The following is a 25,252-nucleotide window of genomic DNA, read 5'->3' on the forward strand; positions in this document are numbered from 1 at the left end:
TGCGTCTTAACCCACCCGGCTATAACCCGCATCGACAAATATCGTTTGCGCATTAATCATTGCTGCCTCGGGTAAGCAAAGCAAATAAATGGTATCAGCCACATCTTGCGGGGTAAGAGGCCGAGCAGCCAAAGAATGAGCCTGATATTCATCAAGCAATTGCTCGCGATTAGGGAAATATTTAAGTGCGTCAGTATCAACCACTCCTGCTGATACAGTGTTGGCCGTAATGCCGTATTCTGCCAACTCAAGGCTTAAAGAACGTATCAAGGCTTCAAGAGCTGCCTTGGAAGCACCGATAAAGCCATAATTGGGAATAGCCCGATGAGCGCCTAAACTGGATAAGGCAAGAACACGCCCTCCAGTCTTCATGAGATCAAGCCCAAGGGAGACCAAATGATTCAGGGCTAAAGCATTAGTTTCCAAACACCAACGCCAATGCTTGGTAGACATTTTTAACGCGGGTTTTAATACACCACTTGCTGCATTACTAATAAGAAAATCCAGTCGATCAAAATGAGTACGAAAAAGGGCATACATCTCTTTTACTGATTGCTGATCAGCAACGTTGGCTTGCATTGCTATTGCCTTTCGTCCAAGTTTCTCTATTTCTTCGACTGTCGCTTGCGCCTCATCTGAACTGTTATAGTAAACAATTGCTATATCGCATCCTGTCTGCGCCAGCTTCAATGCAGTCGCTTTGCCTATACCGCGTGCCCCACCAGTAATCAAGGCCACTTTATTAGCAAATTGCAATGACATTGGATTTTCCCCTCGCATAAAAATGCACCAAACTACCGTGAATTACTTAGTCTGTCAATCATAGAAGGGGGCTTAGGGTTTACTGTCTTTACAACCTTCTGCCACTAAAATTTATCCCTAATGAACAGTTATCCTTGTCTCATTGCCTCTAACTTTGTACCATTTGCACACTAGATTATGAGGTACCTTATTCTTAATGAAGCATTCCTGGTTAAACAGCGTCTTTCCAATTGCCGCGATTTTCTCATTTCGTATGCTGGGTTTATTTATGTTAATCCCGGTATTCACTGTTTCTGCTGCTCAGCTAACGGATGCAACCCCTGTACTCATCGGTCTGGCCTTGGGAAGTTATGGTTTAACTCAGGGTATATTACAAATGCCCTTTGGCATGTTGTCTGACCGTATTGGCCGAAAACCTGTTCTCAGCATTGGGCTATTGCTCTTCGCCTGTGGAAGCCTAATTGGTGCCTTCAGTCATTCCATATACACAATGATCCTTGCCCGTACCCTACAAGGAACAGGGGCAATTGGTAGTGTTCTCATCGCATTACTTGCAGACCTGACCCCCGATGAGCAGCGCACCAAGGCTATGGCGGTGATCGGTATGACAATCGGCCTCTCCTTTAGTCTGGCAATGGTCCTAAGCCCTGCGTTGACCAACCATTACGGTTTAGCAGGAATTTTTTATTTAACAACCTTCTTGGCTCTATTAGGCCTGCTCTTATTACATACCGTCATACCTAATCCACAGAAAGAACGCTTTCATTCAGACAGCGAAGCCAATCCTTCGCTTTTCAAATCAGTGATTTCTAACAAACATCTGCAGCGTTTAAATGCAGGTATTTTTATTCAACATTTTATTTTAACCGCCACCTTTTATGTCATTCCCCTCTTATTGCAGGAACAAATTAAACAGGGAAACCTAACTCAGCAGTGGTATTTTTATTTGCCACTTATGTTCTTTTCCTTTGTATTTATGGTGCCCTTCATTATCTTGGCCGAAAAAAAACGACAAATGAAAATTGTCTTTTTTATGTCTGTACTGATAACCAGCCTGTGCCAATGGTTTCTTGCCCTATTGGGTCACAGCTGGCTTAGCCTCTGTGGTTTGATGTTTTTCTATTTTATTGCCTTTAATATTCTTGAAGCGACCCTCCCTTCGCTGATATCAAAACAAGCTGATACAGGCTCAAAGGGTACGGCAATGGGTATTTATTCCAGCAGCCAATTCCTAGGGATTTTTATCGGGGGATCTACTGCAGGTTTGCTCTATCAATTGAGTAGTAGTACCGGAATCTTTATCTGCAACGGTTTATTAGGCCTGGTTTGGCTCATGCTAACTATTGCAATGAAGCCTAATGCTTATATTTCAACGATCCTTTTTAGTTACCCCAAGATCCTGCAAAACGAAGCCCAGATAATTGCCCAATTAAGAGCGCTTGCCGGAGTTAATGATGTATCTGTTGTCAATGAAGAAGAGGTCATCTATCTAAGAGTCGATAGAGCCGTTTACAAGTCAGGCAGCGCAGAAAAAATTTTACAAAACTCAGACCTCTGAAGCACAATGAGTTCAAGCAAAGCTACGAAATTGTATTCAGATTAGTTATAATCCGCCTCTAACTTTCGCATGCAGGAGAATAAAAAATGGCTCGTGGGATTAATAAAGTCATCTTAGTGGGTAACGTCGGGGGTGATCCTGAGGTCAGATATCTACCAAATGGTAATGCCGTAACTACCTTATCAGTAGCGACCAGTGAATCGTGGAAAGATAAGCAAACCGGTGAGAAACAAGACCGTACAGAATGGCATCGTGTAGTCTGTTTTAATCGTCTTGGTGAAATTGCAGGGGAATATCTTCGCAAAGGCTCCAAACTTTATGTTGAGGGAAGCTTACGTACCCGTAAATGGCAAGATCAGCAGGGACAAGATCGTTATACGACTGAAATTATAGCCTCAGACATACAGATGCTTGATAGCAAAGGAACCGGAGGAGCACCTAGTTACGATGATATGGCTCCACCACCACATGCTCAGCAGCAACAAAGCGCACGCAAACCCCAACCAGCGCAATCCGCACAGGATGCCTTCGATGAGTTGGATGACGACATTCCATTCTAAATTCAAACGTAATAGCTCAGGTGGGATGTAAAAATCTTGGAGAAAGTTCAATTTTGCTCTCGACATGGGCCAAAAGTGGACTTTCCTAGGTACGGAGTGATCTATTACATTCAAACACAATCTATTTTGTTATTCCTAAAGCCTTAGTCTTAAAGGTTTTAGGTTTTTTTTAGAAGGTGACAAATGGAAAAGGTTAATTTATCTGAAAAATTTGAACTTTTTGACGAATATTGGTCGCCACACATTGTAGGTGAACTGAATGGGCAATACATGAAGCTGGCAAAGTTCAAGGGAGAATTCATGTGGCATAGCCACGCCAATGAAGATGAATTATTTTTGGTAATAAAAGGCAGTCTACGAATTGAGTTCCGCGATGGTTCTATTACCTTAAATGAAGGCGAATTTTACATTGTCTCCAGGGGTGTTGAACATAAACCAGTCGCAGATGAAGAAGCTCATGTAATGCTACTAGAGCCTCAATCTACGGAGCAAACTGGTGGCATTGAAAGCGATTTATTAGTAGCTACTCAACCATGGATTTAAGACTTAACTGACCCGATTTCCGGCAGCGACGCAAGAACACGCATCGCCAAATAAATCATATCATCCATTTCCTCAACCTCTGGTCCAATTTGATTGACAATAACAACCATACTTAAAGATAACTTGGGTATATAGAGAAAAACCGTATGATAACCTAAGGTACCTCCATTGTGAGTCCAGATATCACCATAGCGCTCATCGGTGATATGTCCCACTCCAAGACCGTACCCAACTGCATCACTCTTAGCAGAAAGAGGTTCTCCTGATTTGCATTCGCTATTATCAACGCAGACTAATGCTTGTAACTCTCGTAGTTGTTTTCCTTTTAGAAATTGTTTTGAAAATAACAGATCAGCCCAGTTTGCTAAATCTTGGCTGCGGCTTATTATAGCCCCAGCCGCGCCTGCCCAAGACAAAGTCAAAGCTGTTATATCCTGCTGATAGAATTCTGCATGCTGCGTCTTCTCCATCATGTAACCATGAGCCATCTCTCTAAAATGTCCCAGGGGATAGCTGCTAGGTTCATAGTAAATATGCTGAAATCGTTGAGGATATTTTTTAAATATTTTCTCACTTAGCAGTTGCTCAACCGTTTTATTAGTAAGTCGTTCTAGCAACATCCCAGCCAGAATGTAATTCGTATTTGAATACTCATAGTTTTCACCTGCATTAAAATTTGTATTAGGATTGTGCGAGTAAGCAAGATTGACCAATACATTTGGAGACCAATAATACTTAGGATTTAAAGCAATCTCCCTAAAGAGCCCGGCATCATCAGTGTAATTATAAATACCAGAAGTCATGTTCAAGAGATGCTTAATCTTTATCCCCTTCCAGGCCTGATACTCTGGCAACCAAAGACCTAAGGGCTGTTCAATATTAAAATCAATATTAAGTTTACCCGCTTCAGACTCTTCTTCTAACTTCAGGATAAGTGCGGCAATAAAGGATTTTGTTGTGGAACCGATTTGCATAAGATGCGAGGTACGCATTCGAATTCTTCGTTCTTTATTAGCTAGCCCGCTAGAAAAATTCCAAGTCTGATGGGTATTCGTATCAATCATAGAGACAGAGGCCCCTGGTAAATGATAGGTATTTACGACCTCATCAATAGTCTTTTGAATAAGGGTAGGGTTTTTAATAAGTTCCGCAGAGACAGAGGCACAACTAAAGATAAAAAGAAAAGCAGTAATAATCTTCTTTACAAACATTTTTCAGCAAGTCAAAGCAAAATATTTTCAATTATACAGTTATCTCCATTATCGGTCTATTTGTTTTGTTTTTTAACTTATTGCAAATAGTTAAACATGACCATCTTAGTTTGACATAAACGAATAATAGCTCAGCTTCCTAAAGGATTCTCTGAGAGAAATTACAGCAATAAGATTAGTGAATAGTAAGGACATTGCAAATCCATAACCAAAATAGAGTGGTCCTAAATAAAGGGTTAAATAAGTCAATGCAAAATTCAGAAAAAAGAAAATGATGGTTAGATACAATGCGTTGCGCGCCATATCGAGATAAAAAAATAAATTAAGCTGGGCAATTAGCAAAACTAAAAGAAATGCAGCTACAGTCGTTATTCGTAATAAATAAACGTAGATTGGAGCTAATTTGAGTAAGGCTAAGATCTCAGGAGCAAGTAATATAGCGAATAATGTAATACCTCCTTGTATTTTTAAAGTATTTAAAATGCAGTTTCTAGCCATAACTACTAATTCAGCGTGCTTCTTATTGAGTTCTTCTAAGGTTGCGCCTTCACGAATGGCATCATAGTAGCGGTGAAAGTAGCGTGAAAAATTCGCTTCTACTTCGTAAAAAAACGTTGATATGCCAGGTATCATTAGAAGAAATGAAATAAAGACAGGCATATCGTAGAGGGGGGAAGCGCGTAAGGCGCCTAAGGTTAAAGTGCTTGTATTGTCGCTGAACCAGAAACTTAACTTATCAATCCAGAGGCCTAAATAAAAAAAGAAACCACTATAGACCAAAGCGGGGTTTAATTTCATAAAGTGAAGAAATCTTCTGCTAAACAGGTAGTTAGAAGGATAAGTTTTAAGCATAAAAATAAATAAACAAATGGCTAAAATGACTTGTCCAATATAAAAAGAAAATAGTAATCCTGACAGCTCATATTGATATAAGTAAACTGCTAGTAAAAAGGTAGTTACATAACCCAAAAAAAATGAAAATAGCAAAAAGCGATATTTTTTTAATCCTGCGAAGGCATTAGAAAAAACCCAAATAATATTGAGTAAAACGAAGCTACTCGCCATGAGCAGTTTTACCGCTAGGGGTTGATCAAATAACAAAAACTCTGCCGAAAGATAGCCAATGACCGTGCTGGCTGCCGATAGGTATAAGATTGCTGCAATAAAATTTGGTCTAATTAACTGATATTTCTTTTCAAAGATTCGATCGGAGATAAAGCGGTTCAAGCTATGTTGAAAGATTCCACTTACTATTAAAGATGAGGCAACAAGATAAGTCACTGCTACTAAAAATTGTACGGCAAAAAGTTTGGGCCCCAGGAAGTGATTCACAACAAAATAAATCGCAATAAGAATGCCAATGGAAATAATCCATGCGCCGTTGCTAAGTATGCCCGCATACAATTGGCTGCGCAAAAATTTCCAGAAGGAATCAGTATTTGCTAATTTACGTAATTCAAAACCTATTCCCGCCATTAGCTTAGTGCCTTCTGATAAATGTCATTATAAGAATTAACCATTTTTTCCTGTGTATAGTATTTCTCTACGCGAGTAATGCAAACCTTATGAGCCTGCTGCCAAAGAGCGCGGTTATTAAGCAGCTTAACTGCTTCTTCTGCAAGCATGGACGCATTGGTAATCGAAATAACAGCTCCGCATTTGCCTAAGGCACGATCTTCTTCATCGCGCCCTTCAATAAGCTCCTTACAGGCACCTACAGATGTAGCAATAACAGGAATCCCTGCAGCCAGGGACTCTAAAAGAACCAGAGGCATACCTTCACTAATAGAGGACAAGACAATTAAGCCTGCATTGGCAAGAATATAAAGCATATCGCCCTCTTCAATGAAATGAATATGGTCTTTAAGCCCCATCAAAGAGATGTAATCTAGGCATTCCTGGGCATATTCAGGATCCTCGTTGCCTATATTTCTTATCCAGGCCTTAATGCCAGGATCCATTTCAATCATTATTGCAATTGAGCGAATAAAGGTTTTTACATCTTTAATACGTACTACACGCCCGACAAAGCAAACAATTTTGGGAATTTCTGCATTTGCAGGTCGTCTTATGGCTGCAAATTTCTTTATATCAACGCCATTTGGAATTACCAGGGTTTTTGCCTCATCAGCCCCAGCAGATTGTTGCTGTAGCCTTGCGTTGTCATATAGGCTGATAATCAAACTTGCGTAGTGATAACAACTTCGTGCAAGAGAGTCAAAAAAATTGAGCCATACATTATGCTGATAGCTAAAGTTCTTTGTATTAGAAATTAATTTGTCGACTCTGGGAAACATGGTTGTTTGTAATAACTCAATGCTTCGTTCTTTCGAATACAGACCATGCTCACATAAGATCATAGGCCAGCCGTAACGTTGATGTATCATAGTGGCTAAAAAACCTGCATAGCCCGTAGAAATGGAGTGTAGAACTTTGGTTTTTGGTACTTTCTCCACCATTTTTGCCATCTGCCATAACGGCATATGCATATTGCGGACATTCCAAAAATAATCGATGAATGAGGAGGTTGTACTATAGCTTGTGTACTGCTCTTTAATATATTCCCAAGATTCTTCACTGCGTAGAAAATGTTCTAAATTAAAGCTATCTTCAGCAAGCAAATGACTAATGTTTGGAAGTTGTTCACATAAATCCTTTGGACAGCCATGAGATTGTTTAAAGGTCTGGTGCATTTCTTTTATTTGGTCCAATTCCTCCTGACGCGAATCGAGCTTCAGTGGAATACCTTTTTCTCTTTCTTCAACGAAAAATAAGTAAACAATCTGCAGATGGACAAGATTATCAGGTATTGGATATAAGAACTCTTTGTAAAGACCTTCAACAGCGCCTAAAAAAATAACGCCAAATTTGTACTGAGGTAGATTTTCAATCAGTTGAAAAATCCATGATGACACCCCTCCTCTAACAAAGGGATAAGTTCCTTCAGCAAATAATAGGATGTCAACTTCTTTGCTTGAAAAGCAGGTTTCAATCATGGGTCACCCAAAACGATATCAGTGGTTCTAAACTAATTAATCCTTTCCTCTGACACGGTCTAAGCGTGTCCTTGATTGCGCTATAGTTTTTTTCAATATATTCAATTTCAGCAAGGCAAGAAAGAATTTTATATTCTGGCGCCTCATTCTCAACAGCTAGTTTTAGCCATTGTTTAGCCTCTTTGATATCTGACTGCTGTAAGGCAACCTTAGCGAGTAATAAGGGAAGTTCAATGTCGTCAGGCAAAACTTCTAAAGCTTGTAGGGCATTCTTTTTGATATTTAGAAGTGTATTTCTAAGATTCTCATTCATCACCAAGTAGTTATATACCTGCTCCCACATAATCTGGGCAATTTGTTTCTTATAGTAGGCTATTTTAATCGGATCTTCTGTTCTACTAAGTTCAGTAAGAAAAAATTTGATTAAATTCAGGAGACTCCTTTCACGTTTATCCATGAGACTTTGTGCGAAAAGACGGACCTCATCCATCTCGTCGCCCAAAGCGAGCGCATTAATTTTATTGACATTTTTTGCTCCAAACTGATTTGCAGCAACTAAGAGTTTCTGCCGTAGCAATTTGGGGAAGTTTGCTGAAGTTGCGATCTTAAAACCACTACTCTCACCAAATACCGTGTTTTCAAAAACAGGAGGACGCTGGTAATCGGGCTGATCAACCATAGACCAAGCTATATTCTTCTTTTTCACAGGTTTCTGATAATGCAAAGTTAAGCAAATAATAAAAGAAATTAAAATGCCAAAACCGATAATTGATACGCAGAGGATATAGAGAAGAAGAAAGGTAAGGGGCGGTTGATGACGCATGTATGCGGGAATTAGCAGGGAAATTATATAGGCAATGGGCAAGCAAATAATGCAGTAAAATGGCCATATTATGAAAAGACTATTAACTTGTAAAAAATAGTCAATCGATAGCATGAGTTGCGTTCTCTATAAAAGTATCGAGCTGGATGTTTACGGCTTGATCACTTATTTGCCGGAAACGAAAATTCAACCCATGGGTATTAATTTCCAAGCCAAAATCATTTTTTAAAAGCGTATTAATACGATTTTTATAGCCCAACATTGCTTCCATGCCTGTTAGGGGCATGAGAGTAATAATAAGTTTGGCGGAGCCAAGATCAAGCTCCCAAAGATAGTCCAGAGAACGTTTTTGTCTTTGCAGGATATAGGCAATATTCTGTTGCTGCTGATGTGGAGGAACAACAATACAAGCAAGAAAACTATCAACTCGATGTGTTTTATTTAAACTCACTGCCGATTTCAATTCATTTAAAAACTCCGGGGGGCAACTCGGAAACTCTTTTATTAAAGCACCAGGGCCTTTGATATTTGCTAGGGTTGAGGTGAAATAGGAGGCAAACACGCATAAGGTTTCTAAAGTATCATGTGTCAAAGACCAAAAGGGCATTTCTTTGATAATGATGAATCCGATTAGTTCATTATTTATGTCTAATAGTGGAACAGCTGCCAAATAATCACTATTCCTAGCTGCCAGTTTGTTTACAGCAAAATAGGCTGCAGCTTTGTGGTTAATTACACTTTCGACGAGGGGATCTTCTCTATTGATAAAGAAGTGTTTTCCTAAGACAGCAAGAGTATCAATTTGTTCGTTGTCATTATCGTAGAGGCAAAAGACAGCGCTACTTATCGAACAAAATTGACTAAAAATAGTAAGTAGAGATTCACCGGTTGCAGGATTGATTTCACAATTATTTTTCAAGAGCTCTTGTTTTATTTGTAGGAAGGCATCTCTAAATGACAAAGGCTTAACAATATAAGATTGCTCAATACGCTCGTGGGAAATACGTAATAGATAGTAATCCCGGGATAAATTCTCTAAATGCTCACGCACATAAGCGTTTAAGTCTTGAACATGACGTATTCGTGAGCTCCAATAGGAGCTAAATACTCCAATCAACAAAGTTAATCCAATACTTCCAGCCACGTATTCGCGTAATAACCCACTGTCAAAGAGAGAGGTAGATTGCTCATAAAGTAAAATAATCAATAGAATAAGAAGAGAGAGGGCGCCATATAAAGCATCATAAAAGAGGCTGCAAAAAATAGGGGCTAAAAGAATCCAAGGAAAGGGCCCTTTGAGTGAATAGGGATCCTCCGGTGAGATTAGATGAGCTAAAAAGATAATAAGCAAAGTGATTACAATCGTTTCGATTGATTTCCAGGTATCACTTCGCTTATGTCCATAAGCGATTGAAAAATCCTTTTCAAATTTCATTTAATAGGTTGGGATTATGTTAACTAAAATTGAATTTAACATCGACTGCCCCACTTCATCGAGCCCCGATCGACTTCCGCCAATAGTACTTCCGACACCAGTCCACTCAGTCCTACCGGTTCGTACATTAATTGCACTTAAAGTGGCCCCAGCAACTGGCTCACCATCAAGACCAACCTTATAACGCCACTCGTTAGCTGCGCCAGTAAATACATAAACGAGATGGTTGGCTCTGGCCCATCGGAGAATTTGTGCTTTGGTTTGACTTTCATCAGGACAATACAGCAGTTTTGCACAGGATTTTGAATGCTCGTAATGCTTGATATTTCTAAATCCCCTTGTTTGTAACAAGCCTACCACCATGGATTCAACTTGCCGATTAGCTAAAGGCGTACTTGAGTGGTTTGCAAAGGCCGCTACACCAATTGGCGCATTTGCGGGAATCAACATTTGATTGCTGACATCGATCTTTACGGTTGTACATGCCGTCAGTACAGTACATAGCAAAGTGATAAGTGATAAATGGATTTTATTAATGAAATTATTCGGTATTTGCTTAGAAGTAGCGGTCATAACTTATCCCTATTTTATAATACACCTGTGATTCCTGACTTTGGTTTTGTCCGGGTTGGTTAATGAGTTGATTAACCTGTTGTTGATTAACAGCATATTCTATATGCAATACTAAATGATCACGACCAAATATACTAGTTGCAACCCCACCCTCAACGATTTGCCCCAAACCAAGCAATCTACTGTATAAAAGACCTGCTTCCGCATAGGGCTTCCATTTATGGGTATACTCTTCCTTGTATTGTTGACCAAAGCCAAAAGTAATACCCGTATTGATATCGCTGAGCGGCATGTAGAAAGCGGTTGTAGGGTCCTGATTGGGAGGAATTAACTGTTGTAACAAATGAGGCAGTATTCTGTTTTTAGTTTTATAATTCAACAAGTTACCATAAAAATTAATATTCCAGTCGGGATAACTTAAATACCATTTGTGTTGCCAGTGAAGGCGGAGCTCATTCCCCGACCCTAAATAGAAACCATCTTGTCCTAAAAACCGTTGAACGCCCAGTTGCGCATCATAAATATCATGGCTTTTTCGACCATAGGTAAACTCTAATTTTGCTTCGTTCTTCATTCCTCCCAATAAGAGAGCTGTTGTTTCATCTGATTTGACATGATAACCAAGTGATAGCTCAGCATCCAGGCCGGGGTAAATGCGATCTCGATGCCATTTTGCACTAGCAGGGAAAAAATGATCCAGGCTTTTACGTTCAGCAAGATTAACTTCCCACCATCCCCTATGAACATATTTTCTGGCAATAATCCCTGCTATCTCATCAACTGCCGGTGGTGATGCAATCACACTTGTCTTAGTACTATGCGGAAACCAAGCTATCCCGTAAGGGGTTAGTGCCAAAGAAGGAGTAACAAAAAAACGGCCTTTCAGTTCAGATAGAGGGCCAACTACATTACCATAAGTTTGGATTGATTGATCTACAAAGAATTGATTAGCACGAGGTAGTGTCGTTTCAGTAAATAATTGATACATTTCTGCCTCATCTGGGTGTTCACTCAACCCTTGATAGGCATATTCTTCCGCAAGCTTAAAATTTCCAATACGCGTGGCAGCTATGACTCTGTCTCGATGGGGCAATTGATTAGGGGATTCAAGCAAAAGTAGTTGCATCAGGTCTCTGTCATTCTCTTCCAAAGCTTGGGTTAGAGACATCCAGGGAGGGGTAAAACGCCCAGTTAAAGCATGTGATTTTATGATTAAACCTGATAAATCATAATTATCTGTTTCCAGAGCCCAGGAGATAATTTGCTCATCGACCTCTGGTTGGGAATATAATTTTTCACTCATCTTGAGCATGACATTATAGGCCACTGATGCTGGTGCAAAAAGTTTAACCAGTTCTGAAAGGGCTAATTCTTGCCTTGTTGATAAGTTTTCCGGATGAGGAGAAATCTCATTTAATAATAAATACATCGCCCGTCGCTGGAGGTAATAGGCAGCATAATCATTATTGTTCTGAATAAATAAATCAGCCACTCCTAATAGACTGGCATAATCATTATTGATACTTTCCCAGTGCGGGCTAACAATCTGTAAAGCCAGTTGGTTATTGCCTATAGCGGTGAGAATTGCGGCATGAGCTTCCCAAAGTTCTGGTTTAGCATTAAAAATTTCACACCAGTGCGACAGCACATATTCGATTTGTTTAAATTCATTGTTATCAAACAAAAACCAAAGGAAAGAATCTTGCACAAGGGTTTTCTCAGGCCAGCGCGCGAGAATGCTTTCCCAATTTTGGAAGGATTCAATAACCAACCCGAGCTGCCTGTTCATAGTCGCTATCAGGATTGCATACTCTGGAATATTATTTAATTTTGCCAGATCACTTGGAGGGAGATTGTCTACAACCTCTTTGACTTCATGCCATTTATTTAATTCTGCTCCCAAAGAAAGGAGTAACTTGCCTATGCTAAGGTCATGATTTTGGTTGAAGATGGTTTTCGCATCTTGATAAGCGGCAGCCAGATTGTTTCCAAGCTCTTGTAATTCGACTAATTCCATTGCAGACGTTCTGTCCAGCGCATTGGACTTCATTAGTATTTTTAAGGCAGTTATAGTGGACTGTATGTGTCCTGTTATTGAGGCAAGATCAGCATATTGTTTCCAGAATTCAAGATTAGTGGGCTCTGCTTTTTGGGCTACTTCTGTATAAATATTGAAAGCATCGTTTAGATCACCTCGTGAATAGAGGATTTCAGCCTCTTTTAAATAGGCTTTTGTATTTGATTTATCAATTGAAATTAACTTTTTCAGATAACCAAGCTCTTGTTGAGGTTGATCAGTGCCCTGAGTGATAGCAATGAATTGCTCGAGATATTGTGGGTCTTCTTGAGAGTTTGGAATCGCCTGCAACATTTTTAGTGCCCTATCTGGGTAGCCACGCTTTTGAGTTGCAATATTATTATTCAATAATAACTCTTTGTTATTAGGTGTTTTTTTCAGTTGATAGGCATAAATTATTGCTTGTGCATCGTAGTCAGATACCTGTTTGGCCAGTACCAACGCTCTATAAAGATATTTTTCAGGATTGAGATTATTCTCTATAAGAAAAATCCATTGCTCAAGGGCAAGTTCACCATTCCCTGACCAAAGTGCTGCCTCTACCAGTCTTTCACGCCACTCCACATTTTTAGGTTCATTCTCTACTGCCACAACGGCAATTTTGAGGGCATCGTTAACATTGCCATTCATAAGAAAGACATTGAAAGCAAGAGTAAAGGCTTTAGGTTCATATTGATCTAAATTAATTTCTACTTGTCTACGATTGTCGTCGTAATAAGTAATTTTTTTACTCCGGTTCTCCGTGTCACTGTCTTGGGCGTTGGGCAAGTTTAGGGGGATGGGCGTTTCGGATTCTGCTAATTGGATCAATGGACCACTAAATTTACTTGCTATTTGATTGTTTAACTCTTCTGTACCATGCCTTCCTGGTTTTTCAGATACAGAGGATTTGTTCTTCGATTCAGCAAAATGGGTTTTCTCGGGGAGAGGGGGCGGTGTTTTTGCAGCAACCGTTTGATCATCGCGAGAAGAATCGTTCGCCAAAGGATAGTGTAGATTTGGCGCTTTGTTTTTATAATTTGTCCCAGCCTGTTTTCTCGACACTTCTTCTATAGAACCCAGGAATAGATTTTTTTCCCAATCATGCTCCTCTTTTTTTTCTTCAGAATGCAGCGTGCTCGTAGGCAGACTGCTATTAATGAAAGATTCTTGGGCAGGTTTGAAAGCGGGTATTTTTTTCCTGCTTAATTGCTGTGGCTTTGAAGATTGTGGGGGCGGTTGTTGGTCTACTATTTTTACCGGTGGCTTTTCATTGAGTTTTGATGCTTGTTTTGATTTAGTTAATCCAATGTGCTCCTTAGATTTTTGTGTAACAGCTTTCGGCTTTGTCGATTTTGCCCATACTGCTTTTCGGATTTGAGCTTTCGTCAGCTTAGAAGGTCGTGCTAATAGTCGATGACTAATACTAATTAATTGTGCTTCGTTTTGGATAGGGCCTATAACAACACGATATCTGACTGGTATTGTATTTGAGGTATTGATGCGTACCGTATTGTTAGCAATCAGTTTGCTTAACTCATTTCTGTATTTTTCAGCATTCGAGTAGTTATCAAAGGAACCAACCTGCAAGAGATATTTGTTGGTGGAGTATTTCGGAATTTTTAGGCGGGCACCTTGTTCCGCCCCAAATATAGTGACGGTTTTGCTAATTGGGTGAGCAAGGGTTTCTTGCCCCAAAAACATGAAGGGCATAAAGCATAATAAGACTAGCGACGACCTTCCCATGTCTTGTATAAGCCCCATGCAGTTTTAAGTGAATATCTAAGCAGAATACCAAAAACAAGAAAATCTACAATAAGAAGCATCTTGATTATTAAGTAATATTAGGAAAACTGTAGCAACTAGAAAAATAGACTTCTGTGCACTAAGCTTAAAATTAAAGAATACATCGTGGAGTCTAAAGATGCGGCATGTGCTAGTTACTGGAGGAAATGGCTTTATTGGTAGCTATTTGGTTGAGCGTCTGCTTTCACAAGGTATTGAGGTTTTAGTTATTGATAAATCCATCCATAAACCTACCCCTTGTGATATCCGTAAGGCCAAACTCATTGAAGGGGATGTTTTGTCACATAGCTTACTTCATGAGTGTCTTGAGCAAGTAGATACTTGTTTTCACTTAGCAGCCCTTTCATCAGTACCCATATGTGCAAGAGATTGGATCTTCAGTCATGAAAATAATGTCCAAGCATTTAATGGTCTTCTTGAAGAATTCCGACATTTAAGCCACCCAGTAAAATTGATTTATGCTTCTTCAGCAGCAGTCTATGGTGATTCTGAAGCTTTACCTTTATCAGAGTCAGAACATGTTATTCCAAATTCAGTTTATGGGGCTGATAAATTGTCGAATGAAATCTATGCAGAAGCTGTGTCAAGGACTTTTGGCATTCATTCAATAGGCCTTCGCCTGTTTAATGTCTACGGGGAAGGGCAAATTGAATCAAATTCCTACAGTGGTGTTATTACCAAATTTAAAAATGCTCTTAGGGAATCTCTGCCAATAAAAATTTTGGGGGATGGGAAACAAACAAGAGATTTTATCTACGTTCGAGATGTTGTTGAGGCATTTATACTTGCCGCCAATGCAAATGTTGATGGAGCAAAAATTTATAATATTTGCAGTGGTCATTCTGTTTCAATTTTAGAGTTAGCTCAATTAATGATGCAGCTTTCACATAGGAAAGTGCCAATTACCTATGAAAATGCAAGGATCGGTGATCTCTATCATTCGGCGGGCAATGGTTTGCTAGCCCAACAGGAGTTGGAATTTAGCGCACGTACACCTATTGAATTAGGGCTGGCTTCTCTATTGCAGAAGGATGATCTAGCTCATTAAGAATAAAAAAGTTGGTGCAAGTGCTTCTTGTATTATATTCTTTAAAAACATAGCCCTATTATACGGTCACCTAATGACAAGGACGAAGGTTTCAGTGAACCTCCACAAACGCCTAATTTGTAGCATGCTATGGTTTTTATTTTCCTTTGCTTGCTATGCTATAGATGATAATAGTCGAGTTGCTTTTTATTACGGCACTAATCCGCCTTTAGACGAATTGCATGCGTTTAATATTGTTGTCGTTACTCCACAAAAAGATTTGGATCCTAAAAAATACAATAATCTATCCAGTCAGCTCTATGCCTATGTTAATGTGGGAGAAGTAGATGCTAACTCCCCTGATTTGAAACAGATAAAACCCAGCTGGTTTAAAGGAAAAAATGCTGACTGGGGGAGTCATATTATGGATATGGCTAATCCTGCCTGGCGGGATTATTTACTCAATAAGAAAATTAGTTCTCTTTGGGAGCAGGGTTATCAGGGTTTTTTCCTCGATACACTTGATTCTTATCAGTTACTCAAATTAACTCCTACACAGATTAAAGAACAACAGGCTGGAATTGTTGACCTGATAAAAAAGATTAAAATCAAATATCCAGGTGCAACTATTATCACTAACCGGGGTTTTGAGGTATTAGACAGTATTCATCAAGAGATTAACGCCATGGCGGCTGAGTCATTATTCGCTAAATGGAATCCAGCAGCTAAAAAATACGAGCAAGTCTCTGATAGTGATAGGAAATGGCTGCTCAATGTGCTTAACAAGACGCATCAAGAGTACCATTTGCCAGTGATAGTGATTGATTACGTCCCTCCTGGCAAACCTGAGGAAGCACGCCAAGTTGCTAAGCAAATAAGAACCCTGGGGTTCATTCCCTGGGTCGCAGATGCAGATTTAAATACGATTGGTGTAAGTACTATTGAAATAGTGCCACGAAAAATTTTACTGCTGTACAACCTTACTTCAGAAAAAATTAATGTTCGCAGTACGGATATTGCCGCCTTTGATTATACGGCCTTTCTTTTTCAATTTAAGGGATTTGTTCCTGTGCTACAGCCTGTGGATACAACCTTACCCCAACAGGTTGTGAAGGGTAAATATGCAGGGATAGTGGCCTGGTTTAATGAGCGGGTAGTCAAACATCATGATTTATTAGAAAGCTGGTTGAGCAAACAAATTCAGGCAGGGGTTCCAGTCGTTTTTATGCAGAACTTCGGTCTGCCTAGTACCTCACCGCTGTTAAAACAGTTAAATATAAACATTGATAAAAATAAACAGATTATAACCAGCGTAAAAACCAAATATAAAGAAAAGAGTATTGGTTTTGAAGTATTACCTCAGCCATTAACGACCGATTTTTTAGCAGCTACCATCAAGAACGCCAAAGTTCTTTTAAAATTAACTAATGGGGAACAAGATGAAGATGCAATCGCTATAGCCCCTTGGGGTGGTTATGTGCTTGCCCCCTTTGATATGGTAGTTTTACCTAACACTCAGGCACGTTGGGTTATTAATCCTTTCAGTTTTTTTAGTGAGGCGTTACGTTTACCACAATTTCCTATTCCTGACATCACTACCGCAACTGGTAGACGCATAATGACTGTACATATTGACGGTGATGCTTTCGTTTCTCGTGTGCCTTGGATTGATAATAAATATGCGGGCGAGGTTATTTTAGAGCAAATTCTTAACATTTATAAAATTCCAACCACTGTATCAATTATTCAACGTGAGTTTGTATTATTGGAAGCTAATGCGGGTTTGTCAAAAAGACTTACTGAAACAGCGCAAAAAATTTTTAGGCTACCCTGGGTACAAATTGCAACACACACTTATTCACATCCGTTGGTTTGGGGGGGGCTAGTTGAGGGGAAACCAAATATGTCAGCCCTATCTTATCCAGATAAAAACTATCTTTTTAACTATAAAACTGAAGTGGCTGGTTCTACAGAGTTTATTAATTCCAAACTTGCACCATCCGATAAGAAAGTCGTTGCTGTATTTTGGTCTGGAGATTGTAATTTACAGCAAGGGCCTTTAGATGTCGCAGCTGAAGTAGGGATCAAAAATATAAATGGGATGGCGAAAATATATCTTAATGCGTCTAAGTCACTAAATAATTTAGGTGCTTTTGGTATCATGGTAGGTAACTATTTCCAGGTCTTTGCACCAATCCCTAACGAATTTGAATATACTGATGACTGGTCACAGCCGCTGTACGCGTTTCAAAATGTTATTCATACTTTTCAATTGACTGATAAGCCGGTTCGCTATAAACCAATGTCTATTTATTATCACTTTTACAGCGCTGCTGATCAGGCTGCTTTTCGAGCATTAAAGCGCGTCTATAAATGGGCTTTAAAACAATATATAACGCCGCTGTATATTGCTGATTATATTTCGAAAGTCCTTGATTTTAATCAAATCATTATAGCCAAAGACCTTAATGGAGAACCTAATACCTGGTACATCTTAAACAATAATAGTTTGCGGGAATTTCGTTTACCAATATCCCAAGGATTTCCTGACATTGAGAAGAGCAGAAATGTTGCAGGTTACAGCCCTATTAATAGTGACAACTACATTCATGTGGGAAGTCAAGCTGATACCTTTATAAAGTTAACTACGACGGAATCAAGACATCCCTTTCTTATTGATGCCAATGCAGAACTCACCCGATGGGATATACTTGATATGAGAAGAATTAATTTTTCATTAATGGGGCATGTACCACTAAGCTTCAAGCTTGCAAATATGGAAAACTGCCAGGTAGAGTTGAATCATAAACCTTTAAAAGCTGTTGATGTGAATAGCTATCTTATACAGGAAGCTAATAGTGGAACATTTGAGATACACTGCAACAGATCAAAAACACAAGAAACCAGATAAGGCGCTTTTTTCTTATCAATTCATAGCCTTTGCCTTTTTGCTAGTCCTGGCGCTACTCCTTTATTTATTTCCTGGCAAAGCCTTATTTAATAACCTTATTGAGCAATCCTATATTTCAGAAGCTGACTTCAGATACAGTATTCTATTGTTAAATTCAGATGGTTATAATGAGATCGTAGAGAATCCAGCAGCGATAATAAAGCAATTTAACGACGATGCAGATAAACAGGATTCGGAGTCACTCTGGCTGCAGTACATCATTCTTAAATATATATCCTATCAACCTAAATTACCTAAAGAAATCAAATTGCAAGCTGAGCAAGCCCTAGCTCACTATTTATCAATTTTACAGACGATACCCACCACTGTAGACGAGGAATTCATTTTAGCTAGAGATGCTTTGGCAGTTGATCAGGCGCCACTAGCACTTAATTTTTATCAACAGATAATAGAAAAAAATCCGAAGCAAGATATTGAATTTTATGTCCAAGCTGCGCGAGTCGCTTTATGGGCAAAGCAGTGCGTACAAAGTGCAGATTATTATTTCATGGCCCAATCTATGGCAAAAACAGTGGATGATAAACGATATCTTTTCATCACAGCTATAAAATTGCTTTTTGAATGTAATAAATATGAGGAGGCAATAACCGCTGCTGAGAAGCATATTGATGGTTTGCAAAGTGATCAATTGACTTACCAAATTTTAACTGAACTTGCTGTTCGGGCAGACAAGCCAGCTAAAGCACAGGATTTTGTGCTTAGATTGCTACAACTTCGAAGTGGCATAGCTAACAGCAATGAACTAATAATTAATAAGAATCTATATTATGAAATCAGAAATATCCTCGAGCGTATCTGGGGTTATATTCTTAGTCATTCCCCTTTTACCGATTAGTGCTAGTGGCAATCAACTGGATATAACACAGTGAAATCACAGAGATCCTTTGCTTCGTTCAAGATCTGATACATCCCGCAAGTTTTTAAGTAATAGGCCACCCGTACACCTCCTCTTGGGATAGATCAGTTCAAAATGACCGGCTGCATAGGGAGCTAGACCAGTCTATAACTTTTTGCACAAAAAAAACCCGTCAATATGACGGGTTTTCAGCATTTGAATTCAATTATTCATCAGCAGAACTATCATCTTGTACTGGTCTATCAACCAGTTCAATAATAGCCATAGGTGCGTTATCACCTGTGCGGTAACCACACTTCAGAACACGCACATATCCACCAGGGCGCTCAACATATCTTGGGCCTAAAACAGTGAATAATTTTCCAACTGCACTCTTTGAACGAAGTTTATCAAAAACAAAACGACGTGAAGCAACAGAATCAGATTTGCTAACTGTAATTAGCGGCTCGATATAGCGTCGCAATTCTTTAGCTTTAGGCAGAGTTGTTTTAATCAACTCATGCTCAATCAAAGAAGTACACATATTTGAAAACATCGCTCTTCGATGGCTGCTAGTACGGCTTAATTTACGGCCAGTATTACGGTGACGCATGACAAAAACTCCTAATATTACTCGCCTAGATTCGCTGGCGGCCAATTTTCAAGTTTCATCCCTAAGGATAAAGAGCGTGATGCTAGAACGTCTTTAATTTCAGTGAGGGATTTCTTACCTAAATTTGGTGTCTTTAATAATTCATTTTCAGATTTTTGAACCAAATCGCCAATGTAATAGATATTCTCAGCTTTCAAACAATTAGCTGAACGAACAGTAAGCTCTAAATCATCAACTGGTCGTAGCAAGACTGGATCAAAATCATTTCGCTCTTTGTTATCAGTACGAGACTCTTCAAACTTCATATCAACAAAGGCATGTAGTTGACGCTGAAGAATAGAAGCCGATATACGGATAGCTTCTTCAGGATCAAGAGTCCCATTAGTTTGTAGATCAATAGTCAGTTTGTCTAAGTCAGTACGATTCTCAACACGGGCACTATCAACAAAATAAGCGACCTTTTTAACCGGTGAGAAAGTATTGTCGATTTTTAATTTTCCAACAGACTTATGCTCAATCTCGTCATCAAAAGAGCGAACAAAAGAGTCTGTAGAATGGAAACCAACACCTTTTTCAACCTTAAGTGTCATATTCAGTTTGCCATTTTCGTTTAATGTAGCAATAACCAATTCCGGATTAATTATCTCTTGGCCATGTGTCAACTGAATATCACCTGCAGTAACCTGGCAAGGTCCTTCCTTACTTAAAGTCAGTATTACTTCATCCCCAGTTGTTATCTTTATAGCAACTTGTTTGAGGTTTAAGAGAATATCAACAACATCCTCTTGGACACCTTCAATTGTGCTGTACTCATGCAGGACACCATCAATAGATACTTCAGTAATAGCACATCCCGGCATTGACGACAGCAATATACGCCTCAAAGCATTACCTAAAGTATGGCCATAACCACGCTCTAAAGGCTCGAGAACGATTCGAGAGTGATTGGGCGTCTCAGCATGTACTTTAAGTACAGACGGTGTCAGCATTTCATTTATTTGATTAGACATTCGGCTATATCTCCGAGCTTACTTAGAGTAAAGTTCAACAACTAAATTAACGTTATACAAAGACGATAAGTCATTTAGTGATGGTACGCTTGTAAATGTACCTTTCAATGAACTTGTATCAACAGTCAACCAATCGCACGGTGCACGTTGTTCAGAAAGAGCAACAGCTGCTTGTACTCGACCCTGAGCTTTAGCCTTTTGACGAATTGCAATAACGTCACCAGGACTAACCAGGTAAGAAGCAATATTTACAACTTGCTCATTCACTAAAATAGCTTTGTGGGCTACTAACTGTCTTGCTTCAGCACGTGTACTAGCAAATCCCATACGATAAACTACGTTATCTAAACGTCTTTCCAGCAATACCATAAGATTCTCACCAGTAGAACCTTTTTGTCTGGCTGCCTTAGCATAGTAATTTCTAAATTGCTTTTCTAAAACACCATACAGACGTCTAATCTTTTGCTTTTCACGCAATTGAATACCGTAATCACTCAAACGTGGTCTTTTATCGCCATGCTGTCCGGGTTGTTTTTCAGATCTGCATTTTGATTTGTGATCACGTACACCACTTTTCAAGTATAAATCCGTACCTTCTCTACGTGATAATTTACACTTTGGACCTAGATATCTAGCCATTAAATAACTCCCGAATCTTATACACGACGTTTTTTAGGTGGCTTACAGCCATTATGTGGTATGCCAGTCACGTCAGTAATTTCAACAATCTTAAAATCCTGTGATATCAATTCACGAATAGTTGATTCGCGACCTGGTCCAGGGCCATGTACAAATACTGCCACAGATTTCATACCGTACTCTTTAGCTACAACAGATGCTCTTTCAGTTGCAATTTGAGCCGCATAAGGGGTACTTTTTCTAGATCCGCGGAAACCTGAACCACCAGCAGTAGCCCAGCATAAAGCGTTACCTTGACGATCTGTGAAAGTTACAATGGTATTATTGAAAGAAGCGTGAACGTGTACGATCCCATCGGATACCACACGTTTTACCTTTTTTCTTACTTTTTGTTGCTTTGCCTTACTTATAGCCATCTTTTTTTCCTACATATGAATTAGTTTGAGCTACCTTTACGTCGACCTTTACGTGTGCGGGCATTAGTTTTAGTGCGCTGTCCACGTAAGGGCAAACCGCGACGGTGTCTAAGGCCTCTATAGCATCCAAGATCCATGAGTCGTTTAATATTCATAGTTACAACTCGACGTAAATCACCCTCTACAGTCATCTTGGCAATTTCCGTACGTAAAGCTTCCAACTTTTCTTCAGATAACTGAGATACTTTAGTTGACGGTTCAATTCCAACCGCTTTACATAAATTTATTGATGTTGTTTTGCCAATTCCATAAATCGACGTCAATGCAATCACTATATGTTTGTGATCTGGTATGTTAACACCTGCAATACGAGCCATTAATCTCTCCGAACGTTATTTTGCTCTGCCAGAAAGGGACAGAAGAATACTATTATAATGAACCAAAATCAAGCAAGGAATTAACCTTGCCTTTGTTTATGTCTTGCATCTTTACATATAACGCGGATAACTCCATTGCGCTTAATAATTTTGCAGTTTCGACAGAGTCGTTTTACTGATGCTCTAACTTTCATTAATAACTCCGATAATAATCATAAAAGACCGGGCAACTTGGTCCCTTTAAAATTGGCTTTTTTCATCAAAGAATCATACTGTTGTGTCATGAGATGGGCTTGCACTTGTGCAACAAAATCCATTATCACAACCACAATAATCAACAGTGATGTTCCGCCAAAATAAAAAGGCACATGCCAGGTATACATCAAAATCTGTGGTAATAAACAAACCAAAACCAAATAGAGTGCGCCAATCAATGTCAATCGCGTCATTACTGAATCAATATATCTGGTAGTCTGTTCACCGGGACGGATCCCTGGGATATAGGCACCAGATTTTTTCAGATTGTCCGCTGTATCTTTGGGATTGAATACCAAAGCAGCATAGAAAAACGCAAAGAACAAAATTGCAGCAGCATAAACTATCAGATATAAGGGCTGCCCGGGTGATAAAGCTAATCCAATATCAGCCAGCCAATCCATTCCCTTTCCTCTTGCAAAAAATTGCGCAAGGGTAGCAGGTAATAGAATTATGCTAGATGCAAAAATTGGAGGAATCACACCAGACATATTGATCTTTAAAGGTAAATGGCTAGTTTGCGCCGCATATACCTTACGACCATGCGTGCGTTGAGCATAGTTAACTCTAATTCGGCGTTGAGCCCTTTCCATAAATACAACAAAGCCTGTTACTACAACAACAATAACCGCAACAAGTATTAAAGTAAGAGCCTGCATCTGACCTTCTCGTACTTGTTGAAACACTGATGCGATGGCATTTGGCATGCTTGAAACAATACCGGAAAAGATAATGAGTGATATACCATTACCCACACCTTTTTCAGTAATCTGCTCCCCAAGCCACATCAGAAACATTGTTCCAGTAACTAAAGTAACAACAGCGGTGAAATAAAAGAAAATATCTGCCTGCATGGCAATCTGTTGTCCGGCTAGCCATCTGGCCATCCCCAACGATTGAAATATTGCAAGAATCAAGGTCAGATATCGAGTGTACTGATTTATCTTTCTACGCCCCGACTCCCCTTCCTTCTTCAGTTGTTCTAGCTTAGGAGATACAACAGAAAAAAGTTGGATGATAATCGATGCAGAGATATAGGGCATAATTCCTATAGCAAAGACAGTCACTCTGGATAATGCGCCACCAGAAAACATATTGAACAAGCCAAAAATTGTATTTTGTTGTTCACCAAAAAAATTAGCTAATTTTTGTGGATCTAATCCAGGAACGGGTATATGTGCGCCTAGCCTATATACCAGAATTCCTAAAACAACAAAAAGCAATCTTGCTTTTAGTTCTGCCAATCCACCTTTGGATTGGCTATTGTTCAGCCTTTGGTTATTCATAGTCACTCTTCAATGCTGCCACCAGCTTGCTCAATCGCAGAGCGCGCACCCTTAGTAATACGTAATCCTTTCAACTTAAGCGGAGCTTTAACTTCACCAGAGAGTATAACCTTAACTTCGCGAATTGATTTGCAAATCAACCCAGAAGCTTTCAGTACATCGATATCGATTATCTCTGCTTGTAAATTTGCTAGTTCCCCTAGAGTAACTTGATCAATTGTTTTCGCAACGCGAGATTTAAAGCCCATTTTAGGCAATCGGCGTTGAATAGGCATCTGACCACCCTCAAAATTAATTTTGTGGTAACCACCAGCTCTTGCCTTTTGACCTTTATGTCCTTTACCGCTTGTTTTTCCCAAGCCAGAACCAATTCCTCTACCAAGGCGTCTTTTACTTGGTCTTGAACCGGGATCCGGAGACAGTGTATTTAAATTCATTACGCACTCTCCTCAACTTGTAACAGATAGTATACTGCGTTAATTAAACCGCGTATCGCAGGAATATCCTGATGAATAACACTTGAATTTAATTTACCTAAACCTAACTGTTTTACAATTTCAACATGTTTTGGCTTACGTCCAATCGTACTTTTCACCAGTGTAATTTTAAGATTTTTGCTCATCATTAGCCCGCCATTACTTCTTCAACTGACTTACCGCGCTTAGCAGCTACATAGTCAGGAGTTCCAATATTAGTAAGCGCTGCAATTGTAGCTCGTACAATATTACTTGGATTCGTTGATCCAATGCTTTTAGCAAGAATATTTTGTACGCCAAGAACTTCTAACACAGCTCTCATAGCACCACCGGCGATAATTCCAGTACCTTCACTTGCAGGCTTCATAAACACTTTAGAAGCACCATAACTCCAGGTAATTTCGTGGTGAATTGTTGTACCAGCTAAAGGAATATAAGTCATGTTCTTTCTTGCTTGTTCCATCGCTTTCTGGATAGCAATTGGAACTTCTCGTGCTTTACCACGTCCATAACCAACTTTTCCTTTACCGTCACCAATAACAACTAATACGGCAAACCCAAAAACGCGACCGCCCTTAACAACTTTGGCTGTACGCGTAACAGATACTAATTTTTCTTGGTATCCGTCACTTTTCATTGATTCATCAAATGCCATAACCGTTCCTTAAAAATTCAAACCAGCTTCACGTGCACTATCAGCCAAAGCTTTGACACGACCATGGTATTTATAACCAGCACGGTCAAATGCAACTTCACTAATTTGCTTAGCTTTTGCACGCTCGCCTAACAATTTGCCAACGCGTTGGGCTTGTTCAACCTTTGTTCCGGACAGAGTAGATTTCAATTCTTTATCTAAAGTTGATGCGGATACAATAACCATATCACCTTTCTCGCCACGAACAACGATTTGCGAATATATGTGTGAACCACTTCTGTGTACTACAAGTCTTGGCCTTTTTGAATGGCGTAGAATGGCCTTTGCTTTTAAACCTCGTCGAATACGGGCTTTATCTTTATTCATGAT

25 protein-coding genes are annotated in these 25,252 nt (G+C 39.4%); 6 read left to right on the plus strand and 19 right to left on the minus strand.

Features of this window, described 5'->3' with window-relative positions; translation table 11 throughout:
* Positions 1-6 precede the first annotated feature (6 nt).
* Positions 7-762 carry an enoyl-[acyl-carrier-protein] reductase FabL gene (gene fabL, locus BN1094_RS11370; protein ID WP_043874652.1) on the minus strand — a complete coding sequence of 252 codons (756 nt, stop codon included), beginning with the start codon at positions 760-762 and terminating at the stop codon, positions 7-9.
* 196 nt (positions 763-958) lie between these two features.
* Here fabL and BN1094_RS11375 point away from each other — a divergent pair, with 196 nt between their 5' ends.
* The 3 genes from BN1094_RS11375 (at position 959) to BN1094_RS11385 (ending at position 3,423) form a co-directional block, all read left to right on the plus strand.
* The gene (locus tag BN1094_RS11375) at positions 959-2,320 is read left to right on the plus strand and encodes an MFS transporter (protein ID WP_043874486.1); all 1,362 of its coding nucleotides are present in this window, start codon (positions 959-961) and stop codon (positions 2,318-2,320) included.
* 86 nt (positions 2,321-2,406) lie between these two features.
* Positions 2,407-2,880: a single-stranded DNA-binding protein gene (gene ssb / locus BN1094_RS11380; RefSeq protein ID WP_043874487.1), complete on the plus strand. Its 474-nt coding sequence runs from the start codon at positions 2,407-2,409 to the stop codon at positions 2,878-2,880.
* 183 nt (positions 2,881-3,063) lie between these two features.
* Positions 3,064-3,423, plus strand: a complete 360-nt coding sequence (locus BN1094_RS11385) for a cupin domain-containing protein (protein ID WP_043874488.1) — start codon at positions 3,064-3,066, stop codon at positions 3,421-3,423.
* Here the strand turns inward: BN1094_RS11385 and BN1094_RS11390 are convergent.
* From BN1094_RS11390 to BN1094_RS11420, 7 genes are all read right to left on the minus strand, one after another.
* Positions 3,420-4,634, minus strand: a complete 1,215-nt coding sequence (locus tag BN1094_RS11390; RefSeq protein ID WP_043874489.1) for a serine hydrolase domain-containing protein — start codon at positions 4,632-4,634, stop codon at positions 3,420-3,422. The two genes, BN1094_RS11385 and BN1094_RS11390, sit on opposite strands and share 4 nt — an antisense overlap.
* Positions 4,635-4,739: 105 nt before the next feature.
* The gene (pelG, locus tag BN1094_RS11395) at positions 4,740-6,110 is read right to left on the minus strand and encodes an exopolysaccharide Pel transporter PelG (RefSeq protein WP_043874490.1); all 1,371 of its coding nucleotides are present in this window, start codon (positions 6,108-6,110) and stop codon (positions 4,740-4,742) included.
* Positions 6,110-7,630 (minus strand): GT4 family glycosyltransferase PelF, encoded by a 1,521-nt coding sequence (pelF, locus tag BN1094_RS11400; RefSeq protein WP_043874491.1) that lies wholly within the window; start codon positions 7,628-7,630, stop codon positions 6,110-6,112. Before pelF ends, pelG begins: the two co-directional genes overlap by 1 nt.
* Positions 7,623-8,336 carry a hypothetical protein gene (locus BN1094_RS11405; RefSeq protein ID WP_141650467.1) on the minus strand — a complete coding sequence of 238 codons (714 nt, stop codon included), beginning with the start codon at positions 8,334-8,336 and terminating at the stop codon, positions 7,623-7,625. The genes pelF and BN1094_RS11405 overlap by 8 nt, the downstream gene beginning before the upstream one ends.
* A gap of 217 nt (positions 8,337-8,553) precedes the next feature.
* Complete coding sequence (locus tag BN1094_RS11410; RefSeq protein WP_043874493.1) at positions 8,554-9,888, minus strand: PelD GGDEF domain-containing protein; 1,335 nt, start codon at positions 9,886-9,888, stop codon at positions 8,554-8,556.
* Positions 9,889-10,461 carry a hypothetical protein gene (locus tag BN1094_RS11415; protein WP_052403261.1) on the minus strand — a complete coding sequence of 191 codons (573 nt, stop codon included), beginning with the start codon at positions 10,459-10,461 and terminating at the stop codon, positions 9,889-9,891.
* Positions 10,445-14,263 (minus strand): tetratricopeptide repeat protein, encoded by a 3,819-nt coding sequence (locus tag BN1094_RS11420; RefSeq protein ID WP_176695298.1) that lies wholly within the window; start codon positions 14,261-14,263, stop codon positions 10,445-10,447. Before BN1094_RS11420 ends, BN1094_RS11415 begins: the two co-directional genes overlap by 17 nt.
* Before the next feature lie 178 nt (positions 14,264-14,441).
* On the opposite strand from BN1094_RS11420, the gene BN1094_RS11425 reads away from it, so the two are divergent.
* The 3 genes from BN1094_RS11425 (at position 14,442) to BN1094_RS11435 (ending at position 19,156) form a co-directional block, all read left to right on the plus strand.
* Positions 14,442-15,371, plus strand: coding sequence for an NAD-dependent epimerase/dehydratase family protein (locus BN1094_RS11425; protein WP_043874495.1), 930 nt, complete (start codon positions 14,442-14,444; stop codon positions 15,369-15,371).
* 73 nt (positions 15,372-15,444) lie between these two features.
* Positions 15,445-18,261, plus strand: a complete 2,817-nt coding sequence (locus BN1094_RS11430; RefSeq protein ID WP_081935129.1) for a bifunctional glycoside hydrolase/polysaccharide deacetylase family protein — start codon at positions 15,445-15,447, stop codon at positions 18,259-18,261.
* On the plus strand, positions 18,209-19,156 hold the full coding sequence (locus BN1094_RS11435) for a tetratricopeptide repeat protein (protein ID WP_043874497.1): 948 nt from the start codon (positions 18,209-18,211) through the stop codon (positions 19,154-19,156). The genes BN1094_RS11430 and BN1094_RS11435 overlap by 53 nt, the downstream gene beginning before the upstream one ends.
* A 226-nt stretch (positions 19,157-19,382) precedes the next feature.
* On the opposite strand, the gene rplQ is transcribed toward BN1094_RS11435, so the two are convergent.
* From rplQ to rplR, 11 genes are all read right to left on the minus strand, one after another.
* The gene (gene rplQ / locus BN1094_RS11440) at positions 19,383-19,769 is read right to left on the minus strand and encodes a 50S ribosomal protein L17 (RefSeq protein ID WP_043874498.1); all 387 of its coding nucleotides are present in this window, start codon (positions 19,767-19,769) and stop codon (positions 19,383-19,385) included.
* 17 nt (positions 19,770-19,786) lie between these two features.
* Positions 19,787-20,779, minus strand: coding sequence for a DNA-directed RNA polymerase subunit alpha (locus BN1094_RS11445; RefSeq protein ID WP_043874499.1), 993 nt, complete (start codon positions 20,777-20,779; stop codon positions 19,787-19,789).
* Positions 20,780-20,797: 18 nt separating this feature from the next.
* Complete coding sequence (rpsD, locus tag BN1094_RS11450) at positions 20,798-21,418, minus strand: 30S ribosomal protein S4 (protein ID WP_043874500.1); 621 nt, start codon at positions 21,416-21,418, stop codon at positions 20,798-20,800.
* A gap of 17 nt (positions 21,419-21,435) precedes the next feature.
* Positions 21,436-21,834: a 30S ribosomal protein S11 gene (rpsK, locus tag BN1094_RS11455; protein ID WP_043874501.1), complete on the minus strand. Its 399-nt coding sequence runs from the start codon at positions 21,832-21,834 to the stop codon at positions 21,436-21,438.
* A gap of 20 nt (positions 21,835-21,854) precedes the next feature.
* Positions 21,855-22,211, minus strand: coding sequence for a 30S ribosomal protein S13 (rpsM, locus tag BN1094_RS11460; protein WP_043874502.1), 357 nt, complete (start codon positions 22,209-22,211; stop codon positions 21,855-21,857).
* Between the two features lie 80 nt (positions 22,212-22,291).
* Complete coding sequence (rpmJ, locus tag BN1094_RS19340; RefSeq protein ID WP_081935130.1) at positions 22,292-22,405, minus strand: 50S ribosomal protein L36; 114 nt, start codon at positions 22,403-22,405, stop codon at positions 22,292-22,294.
* An 18-nt stretch (positions 22,406-22,423) separates the two neighbouring features.
* Entirely contained in the window at positions 22,424-23,752 is a 1,329-nt protein-coding gene (secY, locus tag BN1094_RS11465) for a preprotein translocase subunit SecY (RefSeq protein WP_043874503.1), read from the minus strand.
* 2 nt (positions 23,753-23,754) lie between these two features.
* Positions 23,755-24,189: a 50S ribosomal protein L15 gene (gene rplO, locus BN1094_RS11470; protein ID WP_043874504.1), complete on the minus strand. Its 435-nt coding sequence runs from the start codon at positions 24,187-24,189 to the stop codon at positions 23,755-23,757.
* Complete coding sequence (gene rpmD, locus BN1094_RS11475; RefSeq protein WP_043874654.1) at positions 24,189-24,374, minus strand: 50S ribosomal protein L30; 186 nt, start codon at positions 24,372-24,374, stop codon at positions 24,189-24,191. Before rpmD ends, rplO begins: the two co-directional genes overlap by 1 nt.
* Positions 24,375-24,376: 2 nt before the next feature.
* Complete coding sequence (gene rpsE, locus BN1094_RS11480; RefSeq protein WP_043874505.1) at positions 24,377-24,883, minus strand: 30S ribosomal protein S5; 507 nt, start codon at positions 24,881-24,883, stop codon at positions 24,377-24,379.
* 9 nt (positions 24,884-24,892) lie between these two features.
* The gene (gene rplR, locus BN1094_RS11485) at positions 24,893-25,249 is read right to left on the minus strand and encodes a 50S ribosomal protein L18 (RefSeq protein ID WP_043874506.1); all 357 of its coding nucleotides are present in this window, start codon (positions 25,247-25,249) and stop codon (positions 24,893-24,895) included.
* Positions 25,250-25,252: the final 3 nt, after the last annotated feature.

Source organism: Legionella massiliensis (assembly GCF_000756815.1).
Taxonomy (GTDB): domain Bacteria; phylum Pseudomonadota; class Gammaproteobacteria; order Legionellales; family Legionellaceae; genus Tatlockia; species Tatlockia massiliensis.